The organism is Streptomyces sp. MJM8645 (genome assembly GCF_001625365.1).
Lineage (GTDB): Bacteria > Actinomycetota > Actinomycetes > Streptomycetales > Streptomycetaceae > Kitasatospora.
In genome coordinates, this window is sequence record NZ_LJJF01000001.1 from 1,945,547 (window position 1) to 1,966,117 (window position 20,571).

19 protein-coding genes are annotated in these 20,571 nt (G+C 71.8%); 8 read left to right on the plus strand and 11 right to left on the minus strand.

Annotation, left to right across the window (positions count from 1 at the left end; genetic code table 11):
• Positions 1-68: 68 nt before the first annotated feature.
• Positions 69-1,376, minus strand: coding sequence for a histidinol dehydrogenase (gene hisD, locus A6F73_RS08285; RefSeq protein WP_063347184.1), 1,308 nt, complete (start codon positions 1,374-1,376; stop codon positions 69-71).
• Positions 1,377-1,467: 91 nt separating this feature from the next.
• On the opposite strand from hisD, the gene A6F73_RS08290 reads away from it, so the two are divergent.
• The 3 genes from A6F73_RS08290 (at position 1,468) to ybaK (ending at position 4,438) form a co-directional block, all read left to right on the plus strand.
• The gene (locus tag A6F73_RS08290) at positions 1,468-3,045 is read left to right on the plus strand and encodes a hypothetical protein (protein WP_063347185.1); all 1,578 of its coding nucleotides are present in this window, start codon (positions 1,468-1,470) and stop codon (positions 3,043-3,045) included.
• 71 nt (positions 3,046-3,116) lie between these two features.
• Positions 3,117-3,845 (plus strand): LON peptidase substrate-binding domain-containing protein, encoded by a 729-nt coding sequence (locus A6F73_RS08295; protein ID WP_063347186.1) that lies wholly within the window; start codon positions 3,117-3,119, stop codon positions 3,843-3,845.
• A 98-nt stretch (positions 3,846-3,943) separates the two neighbouring features.
• Entirely contained in the window at positions 3,944-4,438 is a 495-nt protein-coding gene (gene ybaK / locus A6F73_RS08300) for a Cys-tRNA(Pro) deacylase (protein WP_063347187.1), read from the plus strand.
• Positions 4,439-4,483: 45 nt separating this feature from the next.
• Here ybaK and A6F73_RS08305 read toward each other — a convergent pair whose 3' ends face one another.
• From A6F73_RS08305 to A6F73_RS08330, 6 genes are all read right to left on the minus strand, one after another.
• Positions 4,484-5,305, minus strand: coding sequence for a hypothetical protein (locus tag A6F73_RS08305; RefSeq protein ID WP_063347188.1), 822 nt, complete (start codon positions 5,303-5,305; stop codon positions 4,484-4,486).
• A gap of 110 nt (positions 5,306-5,415) precedes the next feature.
• Positions 5,416-6,231 (minus strand): ABC transporter permease, encoded by an 816-nt coding sequence (locus A6F73_RS08310; RefSeq protein WP_063347189.1) that lies wholly within the window; start codon positions 6,229-6,231, stop codon positions 5,416-5,418.
• Positions 6,228-7,226 carry an ABC transporter ATP-binding protein gene (locus A6F73_RS08315; protein WP_063347190.1) on the minus strand — a complete coding sequence of 333 codons (999 nt, stop codon included), beginning with the start codon at positions 7,224-7,226 and terminating at the stop codon, positions 6,228-6,230. Before A6F73_RS08315 ends, A6F73_RS08310 begins: the two co-directional genes overlap by 4 nt.
• Before the next feature lie 102 nt (positions 7,227-7,328).
• Positions 7,329-8,780: an NYN domain-containing protein gene (locus A6F73_RS08320; protein ID WP_063347191.1), complete on the minus strand. Its 1,452-nt coding sequence runs from the start codon at positions 8,778-8,780 to the stop codon at positions 7,329-7,331.
• A 324-nt stretch (positions 8,781-9,104) separates the two neighbouring features.
• Positions 9,105-10,151, minus strand: coding sequence for an aspartate-semialdehyde dehydrogenase (locus A6F73_RS08325; protein WP_063347192.1), 1,047 nt, complete (start codon positions 10,149-10,151; stop codon positions 9,105-9,107).
• Positions 10,152-10,251: 100 nt separating this feature from the next.
• Positions 10,252-11,142 carry a dihydrodipicolinate synthase family protein gene (locus A6F73_RS08330; protein WP_063347193.1) on the minus strand — a complete coding sequence of 297 codons (891 nt, stop codon included), beginning with the start codon at positions 11,140-11,142 and terminating at the stop codon, positions 10,252-10,254.
• Between the two features lie 72 nt (positions 11,143-11,214).
• Between A6F73_RS08330 and A6F73_RS08335 the strand changes: the two genes are divergently transcribed.
• The gene (locus tag A6F73_RS08335; protein ID WP_063347194.1) at positions 11,215-12,102 is read left to right on the plus strand and encodes a LysR family transcriptional regulator; all 888 of its coding nucleotides are present in this window, start codon (positions 11,215-11,217) and stop codon (positions 12,100-12,102) included.
• Positions 12,103-12,143: 41 nt separating this feature from the next.
• On the opposite strand, the gene dnaE is transcribed toward A6F73_RS08335, so the two are convergent.
• The 4 genes from dnaE to A6F73_RS08355 form a co-directional block, all read right to left on the minus strand.
• Entirely contained in the window at positions 12,144-15,677 is a 3,534-nt protein-coding gene (gene dnaE / locus A6F73_RS08340; RefSeq protein WP_063347195.1) for a DNA polymerase III subunit alpha, read from the minus strand.
• 139 nt (positions 15,678-15,816) lie between these two features.
• Complete coding sequence (locus A6F73_RS08345) at positions 15,817-16,725, minus strand: hypothetical protein (protein ID WP_063347196.1); 909 nt, start codon at positions 16,723-16,725, stop codon at positions 15,817-15,819.
• A gap of 163 nt (positions 16,726-16,888) precedes the next feature.
• Positions 16,889-17,155 (minus strand): hypothetical protein, encoded by a 267-nt coding sequence (locus A6F73_RS08350; RefSeq protein WP_159398403.1) that lies wholly within the window; start codon positions 17,153-17,155, stop codon positions 16,889-16,891.
• Positions 17,155-17,514 (minus strand): ATP-binding protein, encoded by a 360-nt coding sequence (locus tag A6F73_RS08355; protein ID WP_063347198.1) that lies wholly within the window; start codon positions 17,512-17,514, stop codon positions 17,155-17,157. The genes A6F73_RS08350 and A6F73_RS08355 overlap by 1 nt, the downstream gene beginning before the upstream one ends.
• Positions 17,515-17,685: 171 nt before the next feature.
• On the opposite strand from A6F73_RS08355, the gene A6F73_RS08360 reads away from it, so the two are divergent.
• The 4 genes from A6F73_RS08360 to A6F73_RS08375 all read left to right on the plus strand — a co-directional run bounded on the left by A6F73_RS08360 (position 17,686) and on the right by A6F73_RS08375 (position 20,407).
• On the plus strand, positions 17,686-18,609 hold the full coding sequence (locus A6F73_RS08360; protein WP_159398404.1) for a helix-turn-helix transcriptional regulator: 924 nt from the start codon (positions 17,686-17,688) through the stop codon (positions 18,607-18,609).
• Positions 18,602-18,793, plus strand: coding sequence for a DUF397 domain-containing protein (locus tag A6F73_RS08365; RefSeq protein ID WP_063347200.1), 192 nt, complete (start codon positions 18,602-18,604; stop codon positions 18,791-18,793). Before A6F73_RS08360 ends, A6F73_RS08365 begins: the two co-directional genes overlap by 8 nt.
• 522 nt (positions 18,794-19,315) lie before the next feature.
• Complete coding sequence (locus A6F73_RS08370; RefSeq protein WP_063347201.1) at positions 19,316-19,864, plus strand: YceI family protein; 549 nt, start codon at positions 19,316-19,318, stop codon at positions 19,862-19,864.
• A gap of 351 nt (positions 19,865-20,215) precedes the next feature.
• A complete protein-coding gene (locus A6F73_RS08375) occupies positions 20,216-20,407 on the plus strand; it encodes a DUF397 domain-containing protein (protein ID WP_063347202.1) in 192 nt (63 codons plus the stop codon).
• The last annotated feature ends 164 nt before the right edge of the window (positions 20,408-20,571 follow it).

The following is a 20,571-nucleotide window of genomic DNA, read 5'->3' on the forward strand; positions in this document are numbered from 1 at the left end:
AGTCGCACCAGCCACCGGAGTCGCACCAGCCTCAGAAGTCACAGGAGTCACAGAAGAAGTAACAGCAGTCACGATCCCGGCACCGTCCAGTCGAAGCGCGCCTTGATCGCGTCGCCGTGCCCGGGCAGGTCCTCCGCGTTGGCGAGGTTGACCACGTGCGCGGCGACGTCGGCGAGCGCGTCCCGGTCGTACTCGACGACCTGGACGCCGCGCAGGAAGGTCTGCACGGACAGGCCCGAGGAGTGGCAGGCGCAGCCGCCGGTGGGCAGCACGTGGTTGGAGCCGGCCGCGTAGTCACCCAGCGAGACCGGCGTCCAGCGGCCGATGAAGACGGCACCCGCGTTGACGACCTTGGCGGCCGCCGCGTGCGGGTCCCGGGTCTGGATCTCCAGGTGCTCGGCCGCGTAGGCGTTGACCACGGCGAGGCCCTGTTCCAGGTCGTCGACCAGGATGATCCCGGACTGCCGGCCGCCCAGCGCCTCGGCGACCCGCTCGCTGTGCTTGGTCCTGGCGACCTGGACGGCGAGTTCCGCCTCGACCGCGTCGGCCAGCGCCGGCGAGTCGGTGACGAGCACCGAGCCGGAGGTCGGGCCGTGCTCGGCCTGGCTGATCAGGTCGGCGGCCACGTCGGAGGGCAGCGCGCTGTCGTCGGCGAGGACGGCGATCTCGGTCGGGCCGGCCTCCGAGTCGATGCCGATCCGGCCGGCGAAGAAGCGCTTGGCGGCGGCCACGTAGATGTTGCCGGGGCCGGTGACCATGTTGACCGGCGCGCACTCCTCGGTGCCCAGCGCGAACATCGCCACGGCCTGGGCGCCGCCGACGGAGTACACCTCGTCCACGCCGAGCAGCGCGCAGGCCGCCAGGATGGTCGGGTGGACGCGGCCGTCGAACTCCTTCTGCGGCGGGGACGTCACGGCGATGCCCTGGACGCCCGCCTCCTGGGCCGGCACCACGTTCATCACCACGGAGGACGGGTAGACGGCCAGCCCGCCCGGCACGTACAGGCCGACGCGCTCCACGGGCACCCAGCGCTGGGTGACGGTGCCGCCCGGCACCACCCGGGTGGTGTGCTCGGTGCGGCGCTGGTCGGCGTGCACGGCGCGGGCCCGGCGGATCGACTCCTCCAGCGCGGCCCGCACCTTCGGGTCCAGCGTCTCCAGGGCCTCGGTCAGCTGCTCGGCCGGGACACGGGTCGACTCCAGCCGGACGCCGTCGAAGCGCTCGGTGATCTCGATCACGGCCGCGACCCCGCGATGGCGTACGTCCTCGGCGATCGGCCGCACCTTCTCCAGGGCGGCCGCCACGTCGAACTCGGCACGGGGCAGCAGGTCACGCGGGTCGTCCAGCGAGCCGCGGAGGTCGATTCGAGAGATCACGCCACCCAGTGTAAGGAGTGGCCGGAACCCCTGGTCCCGCATTTCAGTCCGTGATACGAAAGGCGAGACGACCGGGGGGACGGGGAAAACCATGCTGGAGCACGCTCCGGAGGGCTGGACCGATACGGAGCGTGAGCTCTGGGAGGCCTTCCGTCGCGGCAACGTCTTCGACCGGCGCAGTGGCGACGCCGCCACCGACGACCCGTTCGGGGACGCCGCCTGGGGCCCCGGGCGCACCGTCCGGGCCAGGGTGCTCGCCCATCTGCTGCTGGCCGGCCCGGCCGCCGCGACCGGGCGGGTCGCCTCGCTGCGGCTCAACGGCGTGCTGGTCACCGGCGCGCTCAACCTGGCCGGCGGCGCCATCGGCCACTACGTCGAGCTCCGCGAGTGCCGTTTCGAGCGCAAGATCCTCATCTCGGAGGCCTCGGCCTCGACGCTGCGCTTCGTCACCTGCCTGATCCCCCGCCTGGAGGCCTCCCGGCTCACCACCACCGGCGACCTCCATCTGGCCCGCTGCCGGATACCCGAGGGCGTACGGCTCACCGACGCCAAGGTCGGCACCGACCTGCTGCTCAACCAGACCGTCCTGGGCGGCGACCGCTACGGCCGCGCGCTGTCCGCCGACGGCCTGGCCGTCCACCAGGATTTCGAGGCCGAACGCGTCGATGTGCAGGGCGAGTTGAGCCTGCGCACGGCCCGGATAGGCGGCCGGCTGTCGCTGCGCGGCGCCCAGCTGCACGCCGTCCCGCAGAACCGCACCTGCCTCAACGCCGTCCGGCTCACCGTCGGCCACACCCTCTACCTGACCAGCTCCGCCGACGGCGGCTGGTTCGGCTCCCGCAGCTACTACGGCTCCGGCTACGGCCAGAACCCGCCGCCCGGCGCCCCCAGCACCCCGTTCCGCGCCTTCGGCCGGGTCCGGCTCTCCGACGCCCGCTTCGAGAGCGCCTGCCTGATCTCCGGCGAGTTCCACCTGGAGGGTGACGACGAGCTCTCGCTGCGCCGCATCCACACCCCCGAGCTGCGGTTCACCTGCCGGGTCCGCCCCACCGGCACCGTCTCGCTCTCCCGCGCCCGGGTCGGCAACCTCGTCGACACCCCGGACGCCTGGCCGCGCGGGCGCCACCTGGGCCTGACCGGCTTCGTCTACGAGGTGCTGCGCCCGGTCGGGCCCTTCAGCGTCCAGCAGCGGATCGCCTGGCTGGAGGGCTCCGCGGTGGACTTCCAGCCCGAGTCCTACGAGCAGCTCGCCGCCGCCCTGCGCCGCGACGGCGCCGACGACGACGCCCGCGAGGTGCTGTACGCCAAGCAGCGCCGCCGCCATCGGACCCTCCCGCTGCCCGCCCGGATCTGGGGCCGCGTCCAGGACGCCACCGTCGGCTACGGCTACCGCCCCGGCCGGGCCGGCCTGTGGCTGCTGCTCGCCTGGGCGCTGGGCAGCGTCTGGTTCGCCACCCATCCGCTGGAGCCGCTGAAGGCCGACGAGCACCCGCACTGGAACCCGGTGCTGTACACGCTCAGCCAGCTGGTCCCGGTCGTCGAGCTCGGCCAGCAGGGCTGGAACCCCGGGGGCCTCAGCCAGTACGTCACCGCCGGGCTGGTGATCGTCGGCTGGCTGCTCGCCACCACCGTCGTGGCCGGCGCCACCCGCATGCTGCAACGGGGCTGACCGCCCCGGCGGGCCGCCCTCGGGCGCAACCCCGACGCGCCGCGACCGCGCGGGGAACTACGCTGTCCGCCGTGACAGAACGGCTCCCGCTCTTCCCGCTGAACAACGTGCTCTACCCGGGCCTCGTGCTGCCCCTGAACGTCTTCGAGGAGCGTTACCGCCGTCTCGTCGCCGACCTGCTCCAACTACCGGCCGACACGCCGCGCCGCTTCGGCGTGCTCGCCATCAAGGACGGCCGCGAGGTCTCCCCGGTCCGCCCCGAGGAGGGCCCGGCCGGGCCGCTCGACGGCCTCGGCACCGCCACCGGGGACCCGCTGGAGGCGATGTTCCACATCGGCTGCGTCGCCGACGTCGCCTCCGTCCAGGAGCAGCCGGACGGCCGCTACGAGCTGCTGGTCACCGGCACCACCCGGTTCCGGCTCCGCTCGGCGGACGTCTCCGGCCCGTACCTGACCGGCGAGGCCGAACTCGTCGAGGAACAGCCCGGCGAAGGCTCCGGCGCCCTCGCCGCCGAGGTCGAGCGGGCCTTCCGGGTCTACCAGAAGCGCCTCGCCGGGGCCCGCGAGGCCAGCACGGTCGGGCGCCAGGAGCTCCCGGACGACCCGCAGGTGCTCTCCTACCTGGTCGCCGCCGCCTCGGTGTTCGAGACCCCGGTCAAGCAGCAGCTGCTGGCCTGCCCCGACACCGCCCAGCGGCTGCGCACCGAACTCGACCTGCTGCGCCGCGAGAGCTCCGTGCTCAGCTGGCTGCCGTCGCTGCCCGCCGTCGACCTCACCCGCCAGTCGTTCAGCCCCAACTGATCCGGGAAGCCCGCACGCCGACCCGGAAAACCCGCACGCTGACCCGGGAAGCCCGCACGCTGACCCGGAAAACCCGCACGGCGAAGAAGGAGCCCCACATGGCGAAGAAGCCGAAGAAGGGCGGGCAGGGTACCCCCGCCACCGTCGCCCTGGAGACCGCCGCCGTCCCGTTCACCGTGCACGCCTACGAGCACGATCCGGCCGCCGCCTCCTACGGCGGCGAGGCCGCCGAGGTCCTGGGCGTCGCCGCCGAGCGGGTCTTCAAGACCCTGGTCGCCGACGTGGACGGCGTGCTCACCGTCGGCGTGGTCCCGGTCGCCGGTCAGCTCGACCTCAAGGCCCTCGCCGCCGCCGTCGGCGGCAAGCGCGCCGCCATGGCCGATCCGGCCGCCGCCGAGCGCAGCAGCGGCTACGTCCTCGGCGGCATCTCCCCACTCGGCCAGCGCCGCCCGCTGCGGACCGTGGTCGACGCCAGCGCGCTCACCCACCCCACCGTCTACGTCTCCGGCGGGCGCCGCGGCCTGGAGGTCGAACTCGCCCCGGCCGACCTGGTCACCCTGACCGGCGCCCGCACCGCACCGATCGCCCGCTGACCCCGGCCGACGGGCCCACCCGCGGGTGGGCCCGGGCCTACGCGGTCAGCCCTGCCCGCGCTCCCCCGGCCGTGCAGCGTCCTCCGGCCGAACACCGTCGTCCGCCCGCACGGCGTCCTGCGGCCGCGCCGCGCCGTCCGCCCACACAGCGTCGTCCGCGGGGGCCTGCGGCGCAGCCGCCCCGTACGGCCCGGCCCAGTACGGCGGCGGGTCCTCCTCGCGCTTGCCGAACGCCGCCGACAGCGCCAGCAGCACCACCATCGCCGCCATCGGCCACACCAGCAGCGCCCCCAGCGCGCCGAGGTCGATGCTCGCGTCGAAGTGCCCGCCGTTGCCGACCCGCCGGGCTTCGGCGATCAGGTCGTTGCTGGGGCCGAGCCACCGGCCGAGCCGCCAGGCGCCGACCGAGCCGAGGAGTCCGCCGACCATCAGTCCGAGCGCGACCGCGATGCCGCCGCCGCGCTGCCGGGTGGCCAGGAAGGCCCCGAGCGCGGTCAGGAGGCCGGCGCCGAGCGCGATCAGGGCGAAGACCGCGTCGGCCCCCGCCCGCTGTTCGCCTTCGGGGTCGGCGTAGAGGATGCGGTCGCCGTCCACGACCAGCGGCACCTTGGGCGCGAGCCAGACCCACAGCCCTGCCATCACCAGTCCGACCGCGATGCAGGCCAGTACCGTGCCCGCGCCGAGCCGCAGCTCGGGCAGCAGCCGCTCCTTGAGCGTGGGGCCCGGCGACTGCGCGACCGCGAGGCCGGCCGGCGGCGGGGTCCCGGCGTCGGGGGCGGGCGGCGGCGCGTACGGATCGGGGGTGATGTCCGGCACCGCGTCCGCGGCGGCGCGGGTGGGGTCCGGAGGTGTGTTCGGTACGGTCACAGGCCCCATCGTTTCACGATCGCGGCCGGGACGAGCCGCCGCCCGTGCCTCCCGGAACCCGAACCCCGCACCTCGCGGAGCCGGACCCCGGGCGACCCCCGGGACGCCCCCTACCGGGAGACGGCCCGCCGGTAGGCCCAGGTGGCGATCGCCAGCGACACCACGCCGACGCCCGCGCAGACGGCGAGGTCGCCCGCGATCAGCGCCCAGTCCGGGTCGGGTTCGAACGTCCGGGCGAAGGCCTCGACGCCGTACGTGGAGGGCAGCAGGTCGCGCAGCCACAGGACGGGCTGCGGGAGGTGGTCGACGGGCAGCACGCCGAGCAGCAGCGCCGCCGACATGCCGAGCTGCCCGAGCATGGTGGCGATCTCCTGGCGGGGCGCGAGCAGCCCGCAGGCGGCCCCGAGCCCGGACAGGGCGGCTCCGGCGAGCGGGACGACGGCCAGCAGCACCCACAGCTGCCCGAGCGGCAGCCCGAACATCACGGCGCCGAAGGCCGCGGTGAGGACCGTCCCGGGCAGCGTGAACGAGGCGTAGGCGGCGGCCGCGCCGAGCACCACGGAGGCGGCGGGTACGGGCAGCGTCGCGTAGTGGTCGAGTCCGCCGGTGGCCCGCAGCTTCCCGAAGTACTGGGCGAGCAGGTTGAGGGCGACGAACGCCACCACCAGCACGCTGGACCCGGCGACCACGGACCGCGCGGCCGAGGTCTGCCCGGCGTCCACCACGCCCCGCATCATCACGAGGATGCCGACGGACTGGAAGGTGGCGACGAACAGCAGCGGGATCCGCGCCACCCGGGCCCGGGCGAGCTGGGCCCGGTAGACGGCGGCGAGGGCGGGCAGCAGCCGGGCCGCGGGGGCGAGCGGGGCGGGGGTGCCGCCGGTCGCGGGGGCGGTGGCCTGCGGCGGCACCGAGAGCAGCGTCACTTGGCCAGTCCTCCGTGGCGGCCCCCGAGCTTGAGGTAGGCGTCCTCAAGGCTTGGGGTGGCGAGGGTGAAGTCGTCGAGGGCGGCGAAGGCCGGGCCGGTGGTGACGGCGGCGACCAGTTCGCGGGCCTGTTCGGGGGTGGTGCGGACGGTCCAGCGGCGGCCGGTGCGTTCGGCCCGTTCGGCGAGTTCGGCGACGGCGGGGACGGTGAGCGGCGCCTCGTCCCGCCAGACCAGGTCGAGCCGGACGTCGCCGTCGACGAGGGCCTTGAGCCCGCCGGGGGTGTCGCAGGCGATGACCCGCCCGTCGTCGATGACGGCGACCCGGTCGAGCACGGTCTCGGCCTCGATGACGTTGTGGGTGACCAGCAGGACGGTGGCGCCGCGTTCGGTGCGGCGCCGGTCGACGGCGGTCCAGACGGCCCGCCGGGCGACGGGGTCCATGCCGGTGGTGGGTTCGTCGAGGACGAGCAGCGGCCGTTCCCCGACGAGGGCGGCGGCGACGCAGGCGAGTCGGCGCTGGCCGCCGGAGAGCTTGGCGAGCGGCCGCTGGGCGAGGGGTTCGAGCCCGAGTTCGGTGAGGACGTCGGCGGCTTCGGTACGGGCCTGGGCCCGGGTGAGGCCGCGCAGCCGTCCGGTGGTCTCGGCGGCGAGCGCGACGGTCAGTTCGTCGAGGGCGCTGGATTCCTGGCCGAGGTAGCCGAGCAGCCGGGCGGCCCGTTCGGGGTGGCGGACGATGTCGTGGCCGAGGAGTTCGACGGATCCGGAGTCCGGGCGCAGCAGGCCGGTGAGCTGGCGGACGAGGGTGGACTTGCCGGCCCCGTTGGGTCCGAGCAGCCCGAAGATCTCGCCCTGGTGGACGGTGAGGCTGATTCCGTCGTTGGCCCGGATCTCGCCGGCGCCGGCTCCGCGCCCGGTGCGGTAGGTCCTGACGAGGTCGCGCACGGCGACGCACGGCGGGGTGTTCTGGGGTACTCGCCCTGCCGACTCGGTCACGACCGAAGACTTTACGCGTTCGCCCGGGCGAACCGGACAAGGGGGCCTGATCACCGAAAACCGGCACGCGGCTCGCCGGGTCCAACCCGGGCCGTGCGCCCGTCAGTCGTCCACGACGACCATCGATCCGCCGGGCACCCGCACCGCCAGTTCCTTCCAGAATCCGGCCCGGATGGCGTAGCGGTCGTGTTCGTCGATCTGGTCGTCCTTGTGCGCGAGCAGTCCGAAGCGGGCGGCGTAGCGGAGGAGTTCGCCGTCGACCCGGTGCGGGATGCGGGGGTAGTCGGGCCAGAGCACGGTGAGCCGTTCGACGTCGCCCAGCCGTTCGCTCCAGCGGCGGGCGAAGACCTGGCCGACTTCGTGGGCGTCGCCGCCGATGGAGGTGATGTCCTCCTCGCGGTCGGCCCAGCGCTGTTCGGCGGTGGTGAGGTGGGCGAGGGTGGGGAGGCTGTCGCCGGCGGTGACGGCGGGTTCGGGGGCGGGGCGGTCGACCCATCCGCGGTCGGAGGACCAGCGCAGGACGGGGCCGGCCTGTCCGGGGGCGCCCGTCGTGCCGACGGCCTGCCCGTTGGTGCCGTGCCCGTTCGCCTGCCCGTTCGCCTGCCCGTTCAGGAACCCGTTGCCGCCGTGCCCGTTGCCGCCGTGCCCGTTGACGAGCCCGTTGCCGCCGTGGCCGTTCGCGAGTCCGGTGCCGCCGTGCCCGTTGACGGCCGGGGCGACGGCGGGGGTTCGCCCGGCGAGGTCCTTGGGGGTGGGGACGACCTTGAGCGCGGCGGCCGGCTGGGGCCGCCCGGCGCCTGGGACGGCCCCGACGGCGGAGGCCCCGAGGGCAGCGGGCACGGCGGCAGCGGGCACGGCGGCCGGGGCGACGGCGGCCGGCTGGACGACCGGGGGCGCCACGACCGGCGCCGCGGCGGGTGCCACCACGGGCGGGGCGCCGGGCGGGGCGGCGAGGATCTTGGCGATCTCCTGGCGGGCGCCGGGCGCCGGAAAGACGTTGGCGTTGTCCCGGAGGCTGAAGGAGCCCTCGATCCACTCGCGGTCGAGCACTCTTCGCTCGTCGGCCTCGCCGACCAAGTCCTCGGACTGGTTGAAGTCGCCGTCGGCGGCCTGGAGCGCCCACAGGTGGACGGCCACGCCGTGTTCCTTGGCGGTCATCATGCCGGGCAGCAGGTCGCCGTCGCCGGTGATCAGGACGACGTCGGCGCAGGCCCGGTTGCGGGCGAGTTCGGAGAGTTCGGCGTGCATGGCGGCGTCGACGCCCTTCTGCACCCAGCGCCCTTCGGCGCGGGTGAGGGCGCCGAGCCGCACGGTGACGCGGGGCAGGACGCGCAGTCGGCGGTGTTCGGGCATCGGGCGCCGGTCGGGGGCGGCATCGAACCAGTAGATGCGCAGCAGCGGAAGCCCGGTCTCGGCTTCGGCACGTTCGCGCAGCGCGGTGATCAGCGCGGTGTGGTCGACGGTGACTCTGGAACGGGATGGGTCACCGGCGAGCAGGCTGGCGGCGGCGCCCAGCAGGTATCCGGCATCCACCAGGACGACACAGCGGTCCATCGCGCACCTCTTTCCACTCGCCCTCGTGTGGGGGTCGGGCCGGGTGGGCGCGGATCCGCCCGTCGTCCGGACGTGGTGGGGTGAGGGGCCCCCGTGGCCGCCCGATCGTTGGGTCACCTTTTCCCCCTGGTTCGCGCGCCGAACCTCGACGGATGTCGCGGTACCGCAACGGCAAGCCCAACGGAACGCAAAGGCGGGCCCCGTTCAACGACGGGGCCCGCCCTTGGTCACGCCGGGGAGTGCGAGCGGGCGCCCCCCGCGAGGTGCGAGGCGCTCGCCGCGAGGTGCGGGGTGCGAGCGCCCGCGGCCCGGCGGGGCCGGGTGTCAGCCCTTGAGCTCGGCGGCGACCAGCTCGGCCAGCTGGACGGCGTTGAGCGCGGCGCCCTTGCGCAGGTTGTCGTTGGACACGAACAGCGACAGGCCGTGCTCGACGGTCTCGTCGGCCCGGATGCGGCCGACGTAGCTCGGGTCCCGGCCGGCGGCCTGGAGCGGGGTGGGGATGTCGGACAGCTCGACGCCGGGGGCGGCGGCGAGCAGTTCGGCGGCGCGCTCGGGGCTGATCGGGCGCTCGAAGCGGGCGTTGATCTGGAGCGAGTGGCCGGAGAAGACCGGGACGCGCACGCAGGTGCCGGCGACCTTGAGGTCCGGGATGCCGAGGATCTTGCGGCTCTCGTGGCGGAGCTTCTGCTCCTCGTCGGTCTCGTTGGAGCCGTCCTCAACGATGGAGCCGGCCAGCGGCACCACGTTGAAGGCGATCGGGCGCTGGTAGACCTTGGGCTCGGGGAACTCGACGGCGGAGCCGTCGTGGGCGAGCGCGGCGGCGCCGTCGACGACCTTGGCGGCCTGGTCCTGGAGTTCGGCCACGCCGGCCACGCCGCTGCCGGAGACGGCCTGGTAGGTGGAGACGACGAGCGCGGCGAGGCCGGCCTCCTCGTGCAGCGGGCGCAGCACGGGCATGGCGGCCATGGTGGTGCAGTTCGGGTTGGCGATGATGCCCTTGGGCCGGTCGGCGATGGCGCCGGGGTTGACCTCGGAGACGACCAGCGGGACGTCGGGGTCGCGGCGCCAGGCGGAGGAGTTGTCGATGACGACGGCGCCGGCCGCGGCGGCCTTGGGGGCGAGGGCCTTGGAGGTGGAGCCGCCGGCCGAGAAGATCACGATGTCCAGGCCGGTGTAGTCGGCCGTGGCCGCGTCCTCGACGGTGACCTCGGTGCCCTGCCAGGGCAGGGTGCGTCCGGCCGAGCGGGCCGAGGCGAACAGCCGCAGCTGCTCGACCGGGCCCAGTCCGCCTTCACGACCAGCGCGCTCCGCCAGGATCTCGCGGACCACTGCGCCGACCTGGCCGGTGGCCCCGACAATGCCGATCTTCATTCCGACTACTCCTCTGGATGGTGCTGTCTACAGCCGCACTCTGCCCATCATGCCTTGTCACGAGGGTGCGGCGGCCTGGTGTTCCACGGTGTGAGAGCGACTAGTGGTCCAGACCACTCACGAGCTTCAGCGCCGCCTCGACCTCCGCCCCGCCGGCCGGCAGCAGCGGCAGCCGGACGTCCGGGGTGGGGATCCGGCCCTGGGCGTGCAGCACGCCCTTGATCACCGTCGGGTTCGGCGCGGCGAAGGCGGCCAGCGCCAGCCCGGTGAGCCGGTGCCCGAGCGCCCGGGCCCGGGTGGCGTCCCCGGCCTGCCAGGCCTGCGTCAGCTCGACGAACCGGGCGGTGGCCAGATGGGCGGAGGCGAGGATGCCGCCGGCCGCGCCGAGCGCCAGCAGCGGGGACAGGAAGGCGTCCTCCCCGGTCAGCACCGCGAAGTCGGCGGGGGCGGCGGCGAGCAGTTCCACCGCCGTCTGGTCCACTCCCCCGGTCGCGTACTTGACGCCCACCACGCCGTCCAGCGCGGCGAGTTCGAGCAGCGCGGCGGCGGACAGCTGCTGCCCGGTGCGGTACGGGATGTGGTAGACGACCAGCGGCAGCGGGCTGCTCCCGGCGAGCGCCCGGAAGTGCGCGACCGTCCCGGCCTCGCCCGGCCGCAGGAACGCCGGGACGGTGACCAGCGCGGCCGCGGCCTGCGGCACCCGCTTGCCGAGCGCGGCCAGCGACTCGGCGGTGGAGCGGGTGTCGCCGCCGTGCGCGCCGACGGTCAGGAGGGCCCCGCGGGCGGCGCAGGCGGCCGCGGCGGTCTCGACCACGGCCCAGCGCTCGTCCTCGCTCAGCGCGGCGGGCTCGCCGGTGGTCCCGAGGGCGACCAGCCCGGCCGCACCGGCCTCCAGCAGCTCGGCGGCGAGCACGGCGAGGGCGTCCAGCGCGACCGTGCCGTCCGCGGCGAAGGGCGTGATCAGGGGGACGTGGATGCCGGTGAGTTCCATGGCCACGATCCTGCGGCCCGCCGATCACCCAGGTCCAGTTCACATTCGTGATGCTTCTCGTAAGCTGAGCCGATGCTCGACGTCCGACGCCTGCGCCTGCTGCGCGAACTCGCCCACCTCGGCACCATCGCCGCCGTCGCCGAGGCGCTCTCCTTCAGCCCTTCGGCGGTGTCCCAGCAGCTGTCCGTCCTGGAGAAGGAGGCGGGCGTCCCGCTGCTGGAGCGGACCGGGCGGCGGGTCGCGCTCACTCCGGCCGGGCGCAACCTCGTCCGGCACGCCGAGGCGGTGCTCGCCCTGCTGGAGCAGGCGGGCGCCGAACTCGCCCACGCCCGACGGGGGTTGGCCGGCCCGCTGCGGATCGGCACCTATCCGTCGGCGGCCCGCGCGATCATCCCGGCGGTGCTGGGCGAGCTGGCCGCCTGGCACCCGGGCCTGGAGCCGATGGTGACGGAGGTGGATCCGGCGGGCGTCGCGGCGGCGCTGCGCGCGGGCGAGCTGGACGTCGCGCTGGTCCACGAGTACGACCTCGTCCCGGCCGATCCGGAGCCGGGCCTGGCGGTGACCCGTCCGGTGTTCACCGAGCCGATGTACCTGGCGGCCCGCGCCCCGGGCACGGTCGCCGAGCAGCGCGGCGCGCCGTGGATCATGGCCCCGCCCGGCACGCTCTGCCACAGCATGGCTGTCCGGGCCTGCGAGGCCGCCGGGTTCGCGCCCCGGATCCGGCACCAGATCGACGACTTCGCGACCGTCCTGGCCCTGGTCGCGGCCGGCCAGGGCGTGGCCCTGGTCCCGCAGCTGGGCGCCGCGCAGCCCCCGCCCGGCGTGGTCCTCACCCGGCTGCCGATGTACCGCCGCACCCGGGCCGCCTTCCGCGCGGGCGCCGGTTCCCACCCGGCCATCTCGGCCTTCGTCTCCGCCCTGCACACGGCCGTCCCCCCGGGCCTGGGCGGGCACGGCTGATCCCCCGGAGCACGCCCCGGGGGATCAGCGCCGAATCCGGCTCAGCCCGCCAGACAGCTCGGCCCGAGCAGCTGCTTGAGGTCCCCGAATAGCGCCGGGTCCGACTTCACCCGGTGCCGGTCCAGCCGCAGCACGGTCGTCTTGTTCCGGCTCTCCAGCCGCACCCGGACCTCCGTGGTGCCCCGGTGGCTGCCCAGCACCTCGCCGAGCCGGGCGATCAGCGGCGGGGTGATCTTCACGCTCGGGATGTTGATGATGATCGGCGCCTCGGCGTGCGCGTTCGACAGGTCCGGGACGGTCAGCTCCATCCCCATCAGTCGCGGCACGTCCTCCCGCTTGTCCAGCTTGCCGCGCACGAACACCACGGCGTCCTCGACGAGTTGGGCCGAGACCAGCTGGTAGCTGGCGGGGAAGAACATGCAGTCGATCGAGCCCGCGAGGTCCTCGACGGTCGCGATCGCCCAGGCGTTGCCCTGCTTGGTCATCTTGCGTTGGAGGCCCGAGATGATGCCGCCGATGGTGACGATGGTGCCGTCGGGCCGTTCGGCGAGGTCGGCCACCGCACAGTCGGCCTTGTCGGCGAGCACGTGCTCGATGCCGTGCAGCGGGTGCGAGGAGACGTACAGGCCGAGCATCTCGCGCTCCTGGGTGAGCAGGAAGGACTTCTCCCACTCCTCCTCGGAGAAGACGACGTCGAGGCCGAAGCTGGGCTCGTCGGAGACGGCGTCCCCGCCGAACAGGTCGAACTGGCCCTCGGCCTCCTTGCGCTTGACCCCGACGACGTTGTCGATCATCGGCTCGAACTGCGCGCTGAGGCCCTTGCGGGTGTGCCCGAGCGAGTCGAAGGAGCCCGCCTTGATCAGCGATTCGACGGTCCGCTTGTTGCAGACCACCGACTCCACCTTGTCGAGGAAGTCCGGGAAGGAGCTGAACTTCCCCTTCGACTTGCGGGTGCGGATCATCGAGTCGACGACGGGGCCGCCGACGTTGCGGATCGCGGTGAGGCCGAACCGGACGAGCGTGTCACCGTGCGGGGTGAAGTCCGAGTCCGACTCGTTGACGTCCGGCGGCAGCACCTGGATGCCCATCTTGCGGCACTCGTTGAGGTAGATCGCCGACTTGTCCTTGTCGTCCTTGACGGACGTCAGCAGGCCGGACATGTACTCGGCCGGGAAGTTCGCCTTGAGATAGGCCGTCCAGTACGAGACCAGCCCGTACCCGGCGGTGTGCGCCTTGTTGAACGCGTAGCCGGAGAAGGGGACCAGGACGTCCCACACCGCCTGGATCGCCGCGTCCGAGTAGCCGTGGTCCCGGCAGCCCTTCTGGAAGGGCACGAACTCGGCCTCCAGGATCTCCTTCTTCTTCTTGCCCATGGCCCGGCGCAGCAGGTCTGCCTGGCCGAGCGAGTAGCCGGCGAGGATCTGGGCGGCCTTCTGCACCTGCTCCTGGTAGACGATCAGGCCGTACGTCGGCTTGAGGATCTCCTCCAGGGGCTTCTCCAGCTCCGGGTGGATCGGGGTGATCTCCTGCTGGCCGTTCTTGCGCAGCGCGTAGTTGGTGTGCGAGTTGACGCCCATCGGGCCCGGTCGGTACAGCGCGAGGACGGCGGAGATGTCTTCGAAGTTGTCGGGCTTCATCAGCCGCAGCAGCGAGCGCATGGGGCCGCCGTCGAGCTGGAAGACGCCGAGCGTGTCGCCGCGTGCCAGCAGTTCGTAGGTCGGCTTGTCGTCCAGGGGCAGATCAAGCAGGTTGATCTTGATGCCCTTGTTCTTCTCGATCGCCTTGACGGCGTCGTCCATGATCGTCAGGTTGCGCAGGCCGAGGAAGTCCATCTTGAGAAGGCCGAGGCCCTCGCAGGTGGGGTAGTCGAACTGCGTGATGGTGACGCCGTCGGTGTGCCGGGTCCAGACCGGGATGTGGTCGGTCAGCGGCTCGGCGGACATGATGACGCCGGCCGCGTGCACGCCGGGCTGGCGGATCAGGCCCTCGATGCCGCGCGCGGTGTCGATGACCTTCTTCACGTCCGGGTCGCTCTCGTACAGCCCCCGGATCTCACCGGCCTCGCTGTAGCGCGGGTGGCTGTTGTCCGTGATGCCGGACAGCGGGATGCCCTTGCCCATCACGTCCGGCGGCATCGCCTTGGTGATCCGGTCGCCCATCGCGTACGGGTAGCCGAGGACGCGCGAGGAGTCCTTGATCGCGGCCTTCGCCTTGATGGTGCCGTACGTGACGATCATGGCGACCTTGTCGGATCCCCACTTCTCGGTCACGTACCGGATCACGTCACCGCGCCGGCGCTCGTCGAAGTCGATGTCGACATCGGGCATGGAGATGCGCTCGGGGTTGAGGAAGCGCTCGAAGATCAGGCCGTGCGGAATGGGGTCGAGGTCGGTGATGCCCATCGCGTACGCGACCAGCGAGCCGGCCGCCGAACCACGGCCGGGGCCCACCGCGATGCCCTGCTCCTTGGCCCACATGATGAAGTCGGCGACCACGAGGAAGTACGCCGGGAACCCCATCTGGATGATGGTGTCCATCTCGTACTCGGCGAGCTTCTTGTGCTCCTCGTCGTACCCGCCCGGGAAGCGCCAGTCCATGCCCTTCCACACCTGGGACTTGAAGAAGTCCGCCTCGGACTCGAAGCCCTCCGGGATCGGGAAGCGCGGCATGAGGTTGCGGAACTTGAACATGCCCTCGGTGTCGACCCGGGAGGCGACGAGCAGCTGGCTGTTGCGGCAGCCCTCCTGCCAGGCGTCCGAGGAGTCCAGGGCGTACATCTCGGCGGCCGACTTGATGTAGTAGCCGGTGCCGTCGAAGCGGAAGCGGTCCGGGTCCGAGAGGTTCTTGCCGGTCTGCACGCAGAGCAGCAGGTCGTGCGCCCCGGCGTCGGCCTCGGTGGTGTAGTGCGAGTCGTTGGTGACGACCGGGGGGATGTTCAGCTTCTTGCTGATCTCCAGCAGCCCGTCGCGGACCCGCTTCTCGATGTCGAGGCCGTGGTCCATCAGCTCCAGGAAGTAGTTCTCCTTGCCGAAGATGTCCTGGTAGTCGGCGGCCGACTTCACCGCCTCGTCGAACTGGCCCAGGCGCAGCCGGGTCTGCACCTCGCCGGACGGGCAGCCGGTGGTGGCCATCAGGCCGCCGGACAGGTCGGAGATCAGCTCCTTGTCCATCCGGGGCCACTTCACCAGCCAGCCCTCGGCGTACGAGCGCGAGGTCAGCTTGAAGAGGTTGTGCAGGCCCTCCTTGTTACGGGCCCAGATGGTCTTGTGGGTGTACGCGCCGGAGGCGGAGACGTCGTCCCGCTTCTGGTGCGGCTGGCCCCACAGGATGCGCTTGGTGTTGGAGCGGGACTCCGGCGCGACGTACGCCTCGATGCCGATCACCGGGGTGATCCCGGCGGCGGTCGCCTGCTTGTGGAACTCGGCGGCGCCGTACATGTTCCCGTGGTCGGTCATCGCGACATGGGTCTGGCCCAGCCGCTCGACCTCCTTGAACATCTGCTTCAGCCGGGCGGCACCGTCCAGCATCGAATACTCGGTGTGGACGTGCAGATGCGCGAACGGCTGATCGCTCAAGGCGGGGCCTCCGGAGGCGAGTGCGGGTCTGGTGGGCCGGCGAACGCGCAGGTACGCGCAGGTCACGGAAGGTGCCTGGAAACGGATGTGGCCCGGACCACCTCGTGGGGTCCGGACCATCACTCACACGTTCACGCGTCTACTCTAGCTCCCCTTCGGAGCCGGCTCCCTCCGGCTCGGAGCCTCCCGAGCTCAGCCCGGCGAGTCGCGCCCCGGCGGCCTCGCGGACCTCCGCCTCCTCCATCGGATCGTCCCGCAGGTGGGCGAGGCGTTCCCGGACGTGGGGGCGGTCGGGGGCGTGCGCGACGGCCGGCAGGCGGGCGCCGGCCTCGCAGTCCCAGAGGCACTCGGTGTACACCTCGGCCAGCCCGACGGGGGCGACGGCGGCCAGTGCCTCCAGGTAGGCGGGGCGCTCGGAGGAGTGCGGCGTCCACAGCCAGAAGCGGCGCAGCAGCGACGCGGCCCCGGCGGCTTCGGGGCCGAACCGGGCCAGGCCCCGGGCGGTGTGCATCGGGCCACACCACTCCTGGGACGCCCACTGCCGCTCCAGCTCTCCCGTCAGCATGTTCAGACCGGGATCGCTCTCGCCGCCGTGCTCCGACAGCAGGGCGCGCGGGCTCGCACTGTCCTGCTCGGGGACGGGGTCCATCGAGCCGCGGGGGCCACGCCGCTGGCGTACGTCCTGCCCAGCCACCCGGTGCTCGCCCTCTCGGACGTGGGTACGGAGTGCTTCCCGGGCCTCGGCGGAGTCGGCGAGTGCGAGCAGCTCCAGGACTCCGGTGGCCCGCAGGCAGGTGTCCTCGTCCCCGGTCAGCAGGTCGACGATCGGTCCGACCGGCAGTTCCAGGTCCCGGACGAGCCGCGCCAGGTAGAGGTGCCGGTCGTCCACCTGTCGGTTCCAGCGCCAGTCCCAGCGGATGCACCCGTAGACCAGGTCGGCGGCTGCCGCCGGGTCCTCCGCCGCCATCTGCGCGCCCAGGCCCCGGCCGCGCTGCAACAGCCCGGGCAGGGTGCCTGCCGGGGCGTACTCGTATCTCCGCTGTGCCACGTGCCCAATCGTCCCTTAGCCCCCGACGGCTGGGCGGCGGGGGCTGGGGGTGGGGCTGGGGGTTAGGTGTCCTCGTCGGGCGGGGTCACCTTGAGAGCCGTGATGACACCGAGGACGACCGTGGCGATCGCCAGAGCGAGGAGGACCGCGAAAGCGGTGGCGATCAGGAAACGCACGAGTCGTCGCCTCGCTCGGCGGCGAGGAGGAGGGAGAGGAGGTTGAGGAGGGTGGAGGCGGGGGCGGCGTTGAAGCGGACGAGGATGCGGCCGTCGATGGTCTTGTCGGTGGTCGCGGAGGGCCAGATCAGGCCGAACCTCCGGCCACGCTCCTGGACTTCGGCGAGGAGCGTGTGGATGTGGTCGTCGGTGTAGTGCCGGATCCGGGGGTCGGTCGGCAGCATGGGGCGACGACGCGGGAGCGGGAAGGACATCAGGCGGCGTCCAGCTCGAACCAGACCATTTTGCCGCGTTCCTGGGGGTCCACGCCCCAGCGGTGGGTGAGGCCTTCGATGAGCTGGAGGCCCCGGCCGGACTGCGCGAGGGGCGCCGGCGCTTGCTTCTTGGGGAGGTCCGGGCTCTCGTCACTGACGGACACCCGGAGGGTGGGGCCGACGGCGAGGATGAGGACGAGCGGCGCGGGGGTGCCGCCGTGCCGCCAGGCGTTCACGAGCAGTTCCACGAGCGCGAGTTCGGCATCGTCGGTGACCGAGGGCAGGTACCCGCAACGACCCATCGCGTCCCGGAGGGACTGGCGGGCGATGGCGAGGGAGGGCGTGTTGAGGTGGCGCATGGGGAGTTCTCCCGAGGCGTGATGGTGAGGGAAGAACCGGCGGGCATGCCGCCGAAAGCCCAACGAGAGGGCTTTATTGACGATCCGTCGGATCGCCATGACACCGAACATAGCGCAGATGAGTATCCAAATTTCTACGCTCTCGGGAAGTTCCCCCTATGGTGGTAACTGGTGGACCGGCGCTCGACGAGCGCGGCAGACTTGGCCACACTGCACGCCAGGAAGGAAGCCATGCCGCCACGCTCGAACCCAACGCTCCGTCAACGCCGACTCGGAAGCGAGCTGCGGAGAATGCGCGAGCAAGCCGGGTTTGGCGGCTCACAACTCGGCCGCGTCGTCGGTATGAGCCCCGCCCAAGTGACGCAGATGGAGTCAGGCCGGATCGGCATCAGCGTCGAACGTCTTCACACCATCGCCGCCGCATGTAACTGCGCAAACCGGCCCCTGGTCGATGCGCTCGCCGCCATAATCGCGGAGAGGGGAAAGGGCTGGTGGGAGGAGTACGGCGAGGTCCTCACGTCGGACTTCCTTGAGGTAGCCGAGATCGAGGGGTACGCCGAGAAGCTCTCCATGTGCACGACCACCTACATCCCGGGGCTACTCCAGACCGCCACCTACGCCTCCGCTGTGTTCAAGCGGATCTATCCACCACTGCCTCGCAAGGATGTCGACATCCGAACAGCGTTCCGCGTCCAGAGGCAGCAGGTCGTCCGATCCGGCCGAACGCCGTTCCGAGCGTTCATCCACGAGGCTGCACTGCGGATGCAGTTCGGCGGGCCGAAGGTTCTTGTGGACCAGCTTGAAGCTCTGCTCGAAGACTCCCAGCAGCCCGGAATCTCCGTTCGCGTAGTTCCCTTCGCGGTCGACACCTTTCCCGGGGCCGGTGAGAACCTCACATTCGCAGAAGGGTCGGTCCCCGAGCTCGACACCATTCAGCTGGACGTCTCCCAAGGAGCCCTGTTCTTCGACTCTCCTGCGGACCTTGCCCGCTACCGGGCGATCTTCGCCCGCCTGGCCTCCACAGCTCTCCCCGAAGATGGGTCTCGAAGCTTCATCCGATCCATCAAGAAGGAACTGGAACAAACTTATGCCTGAGTCGACATGGCAAAAATCCAGCTTCAGCGCCTCAAGCAATGAGTGCGTCGAAGTCCGAACGGTCGACGGGCTGGTCGAACTCCGCGAGTCCGACCAGGGCCACCTCACCATCCCCACCACCCCCACCAACTTCGCCGCCTTCCTCCAGGCCGCCAAAGCCGGCGAGTTCGACCACCACGCCTAGTACTGCAACCGCATCTGCGTGACGGATGTGGTGTTGGGCTCGTTGGTATCTCTGTGTGCTGATGAGCTGATGGTCGAGCAGGTCGAGTCGCCCCTCGGGTAGGACGATTTGCAACTCGGGGCTCGGCGCCCCGCAGTGCGGCGGGACGCCGAGCGGGTCCTATCGAATCTCCCTACCCAGAGCTGGAGTCGGTGGCCTATTCGCGGCCGCTTCGAGACGGCCTCGGGGTGCCGACAGTGGCACCGCCATCGCCGGCTCCGAGCGACGGGTCGCCGCAGCTGACCGTGATGGACTGCACCGATCTCCAAATCGCCAGGCAACTGCGCATCAACGCAAGTAGGGTGGAGCAGCGCCTGACACGCGTGTACCGGAACTCGACGTCAAACGCCGAAGAGACCTTCCCATGGGCCTGCGCAACGACGGAACCACGACCGGGCGGACAGGCCCCGGAGGCCTCTGACACGGAGCACTCCCAGCCGTCCTCGCCCCCACGGAACCGACTGCCCCTGCCTAAGGATTCATGTGCCGCACACCTCGGACGACCGACCGACCACCCTTGCAGTCGGCACCTACACCATCGACGCCGGACGCAGCACGATCGCCTTCACCACGCGCCACTTCTTCGGCCTGGGCGCCGTGCGCGGAACGTTCGGCCTTACCTCGGGGCAGGTGCACGTCGCCGCCGAGCCCACGCAGTCGTCGGCCACGGCTGTCATCGATGCCGACAGCTTCTCGACCGACAGCGGTACCCGCGACAGGGTCGTGCGCTCACCCAAGTACCTGGGCACAGCCGCACACCCCCACATAGCCTTCGCCTCGAACGCCGTCCAGTCCACGGACACCGGGTACGTCCTGCGCGGAGAGCTGACCGTCAAAGCCACCACGCGGCCCATCGAACTTACCGTCGAGCAGCCGGAATTCACAGCCGATGGAATCCGGTTCCGCGCCACCACCAGAATCGACAGGTACGCATTCGGTATCACCGTCGACAAAGGCATGACCGCCCGTCACCTCACCCTTTCCCTCGACATTCTCGCCGTACCCGCCGTAGGCGGCATCCCCGGCGACTAGTACTGCAACCGCATCTGGGGGTTGTGGCCTCGGCGTTTGCCGTGGGAGCGGCGGGCTCGGGCCTGGCTGCGTCGGCGGAAGCGTGACCAGCGCAGATGGTGCTCGTTGGTGTGGTGGCGGGGTGTGACGATGAGGTGGCCTGCCGAAACGGTGCGCGAAGCGGGCATGGAAGCCCACTATCACCTCGGACCACGACTCGACCTGCTCAACCGTCAGCTCGTCAGCACACAGTCATACCAACGACGCCGAACGCCAGCGGTAACGACAGATGCGGTTGCAGTACTAGACACACCACGGCGCAGGAAGTCTGCCAGCCCGACTTCCTGCGCCAAACAACCAACGGGGCCCCAAATGACCAACACCAACTGGCAGAAGTCCACCTACAGCGGCGCGACCAACGAGTGCGTGGAGATCCGCACCGCCGACGGCCTCGTCGAACTCCGCGAGTCCGACCAAGGCCACCTCACCCTCCACCCCACCCCCGCCCACTTCGCCGCCTTCCTCCAGGCCGCCAAGGCCGGCGAGTTCGACCATCACGCCTAGTGCAGCGCCGCGTTGATCCTTCGGGGGTTCATGCGGCTTTGAGTGGGCTGCCGTCGTAGGTCCAGCGGCAGGGCTTGGCGTCGTGTTCGTCGTAGGCCAAGACGAAGGTGACGCTCGACGATGCCGGCGAAGGGAACCCCGCGCCGCACGACATAATCCCGGCG

Excerpts from the sequence above, each read along its gene's own strand:
- A6F73_RS08350 (WP_159398403.1), bottom strand. The coding sequence starts at position 17,155 with ATGTCCTTCCCGCTCCCGCGTCGTCGCCCCATGCTGCCGACCGACCCC.
- A6F73_RS08290 (WP_063347185.1), top strand. The coding sequence starts at position 1,468 with ATGCTGGAGCACGCTCCGGAGGGCTGGACCGATACGGAGCGTGAGCTC.
- ybaK (WP_063347187.1), top strand. The coding sequence starts at position 3,944 with ATGGCGAAGAAGCCGAAGAAGGGCGGGCAGGGTACCCCCGCCACCGTC.
- A6F73_RS08375 (WP_063347202.1), top strand. The coding sequence starts at position 20,216 with ATGACCAACACCAACTGGCAGAAGTCCACCTACAGCGGCGCGACCAAC.
- A6F73_RS08325 (WP_063347192.1), bottom strand. The coding sequence starts at position 10,151 with ATGAAGATCGGCATTGTCGGGGCCACCGGCCAGGTCGGCGCAGTGGTC.
- A6F73_RS08335 (WP_063347194.1), top strand. The coding sequence starts at position 11,215 with ATGCTCGACGTCCGACGCCTGCGCCTGCTGCGCGAACTCGCCCACCTC.
- A6F73_RS08365 (WP_063347200.1), top strand. The coding sequence starts at position 18,602 with ATGCCTGAGTCGACATGGCAAAAATCCAGCTTCAGCGCCTCAAGCAAT.
- A6F73_RS08330 (WP_063347193.1), bottom strand. The coding sequence starts at position 11,142 with ATGGAACTCACCGGCATCCACGTCCCCCTGATCACGCCCTTCGCCGCG.
- A6F73_RS08320 (WP_063347191.1), bottom strand. The coding sequence starts at position 8,780 with ATGGACCGCTGTGTCGTCCTGGTGGATGCCGGATACCTGCTGGGCGCC.
- A6F73_RS08355 (WP_063347198.1), bottom strand. The coding sequence starts at position 17,514 with ATGCGCCACCTCAACACGCCCTCCCTCGCCATCGCCCGCCAGTCCCTC.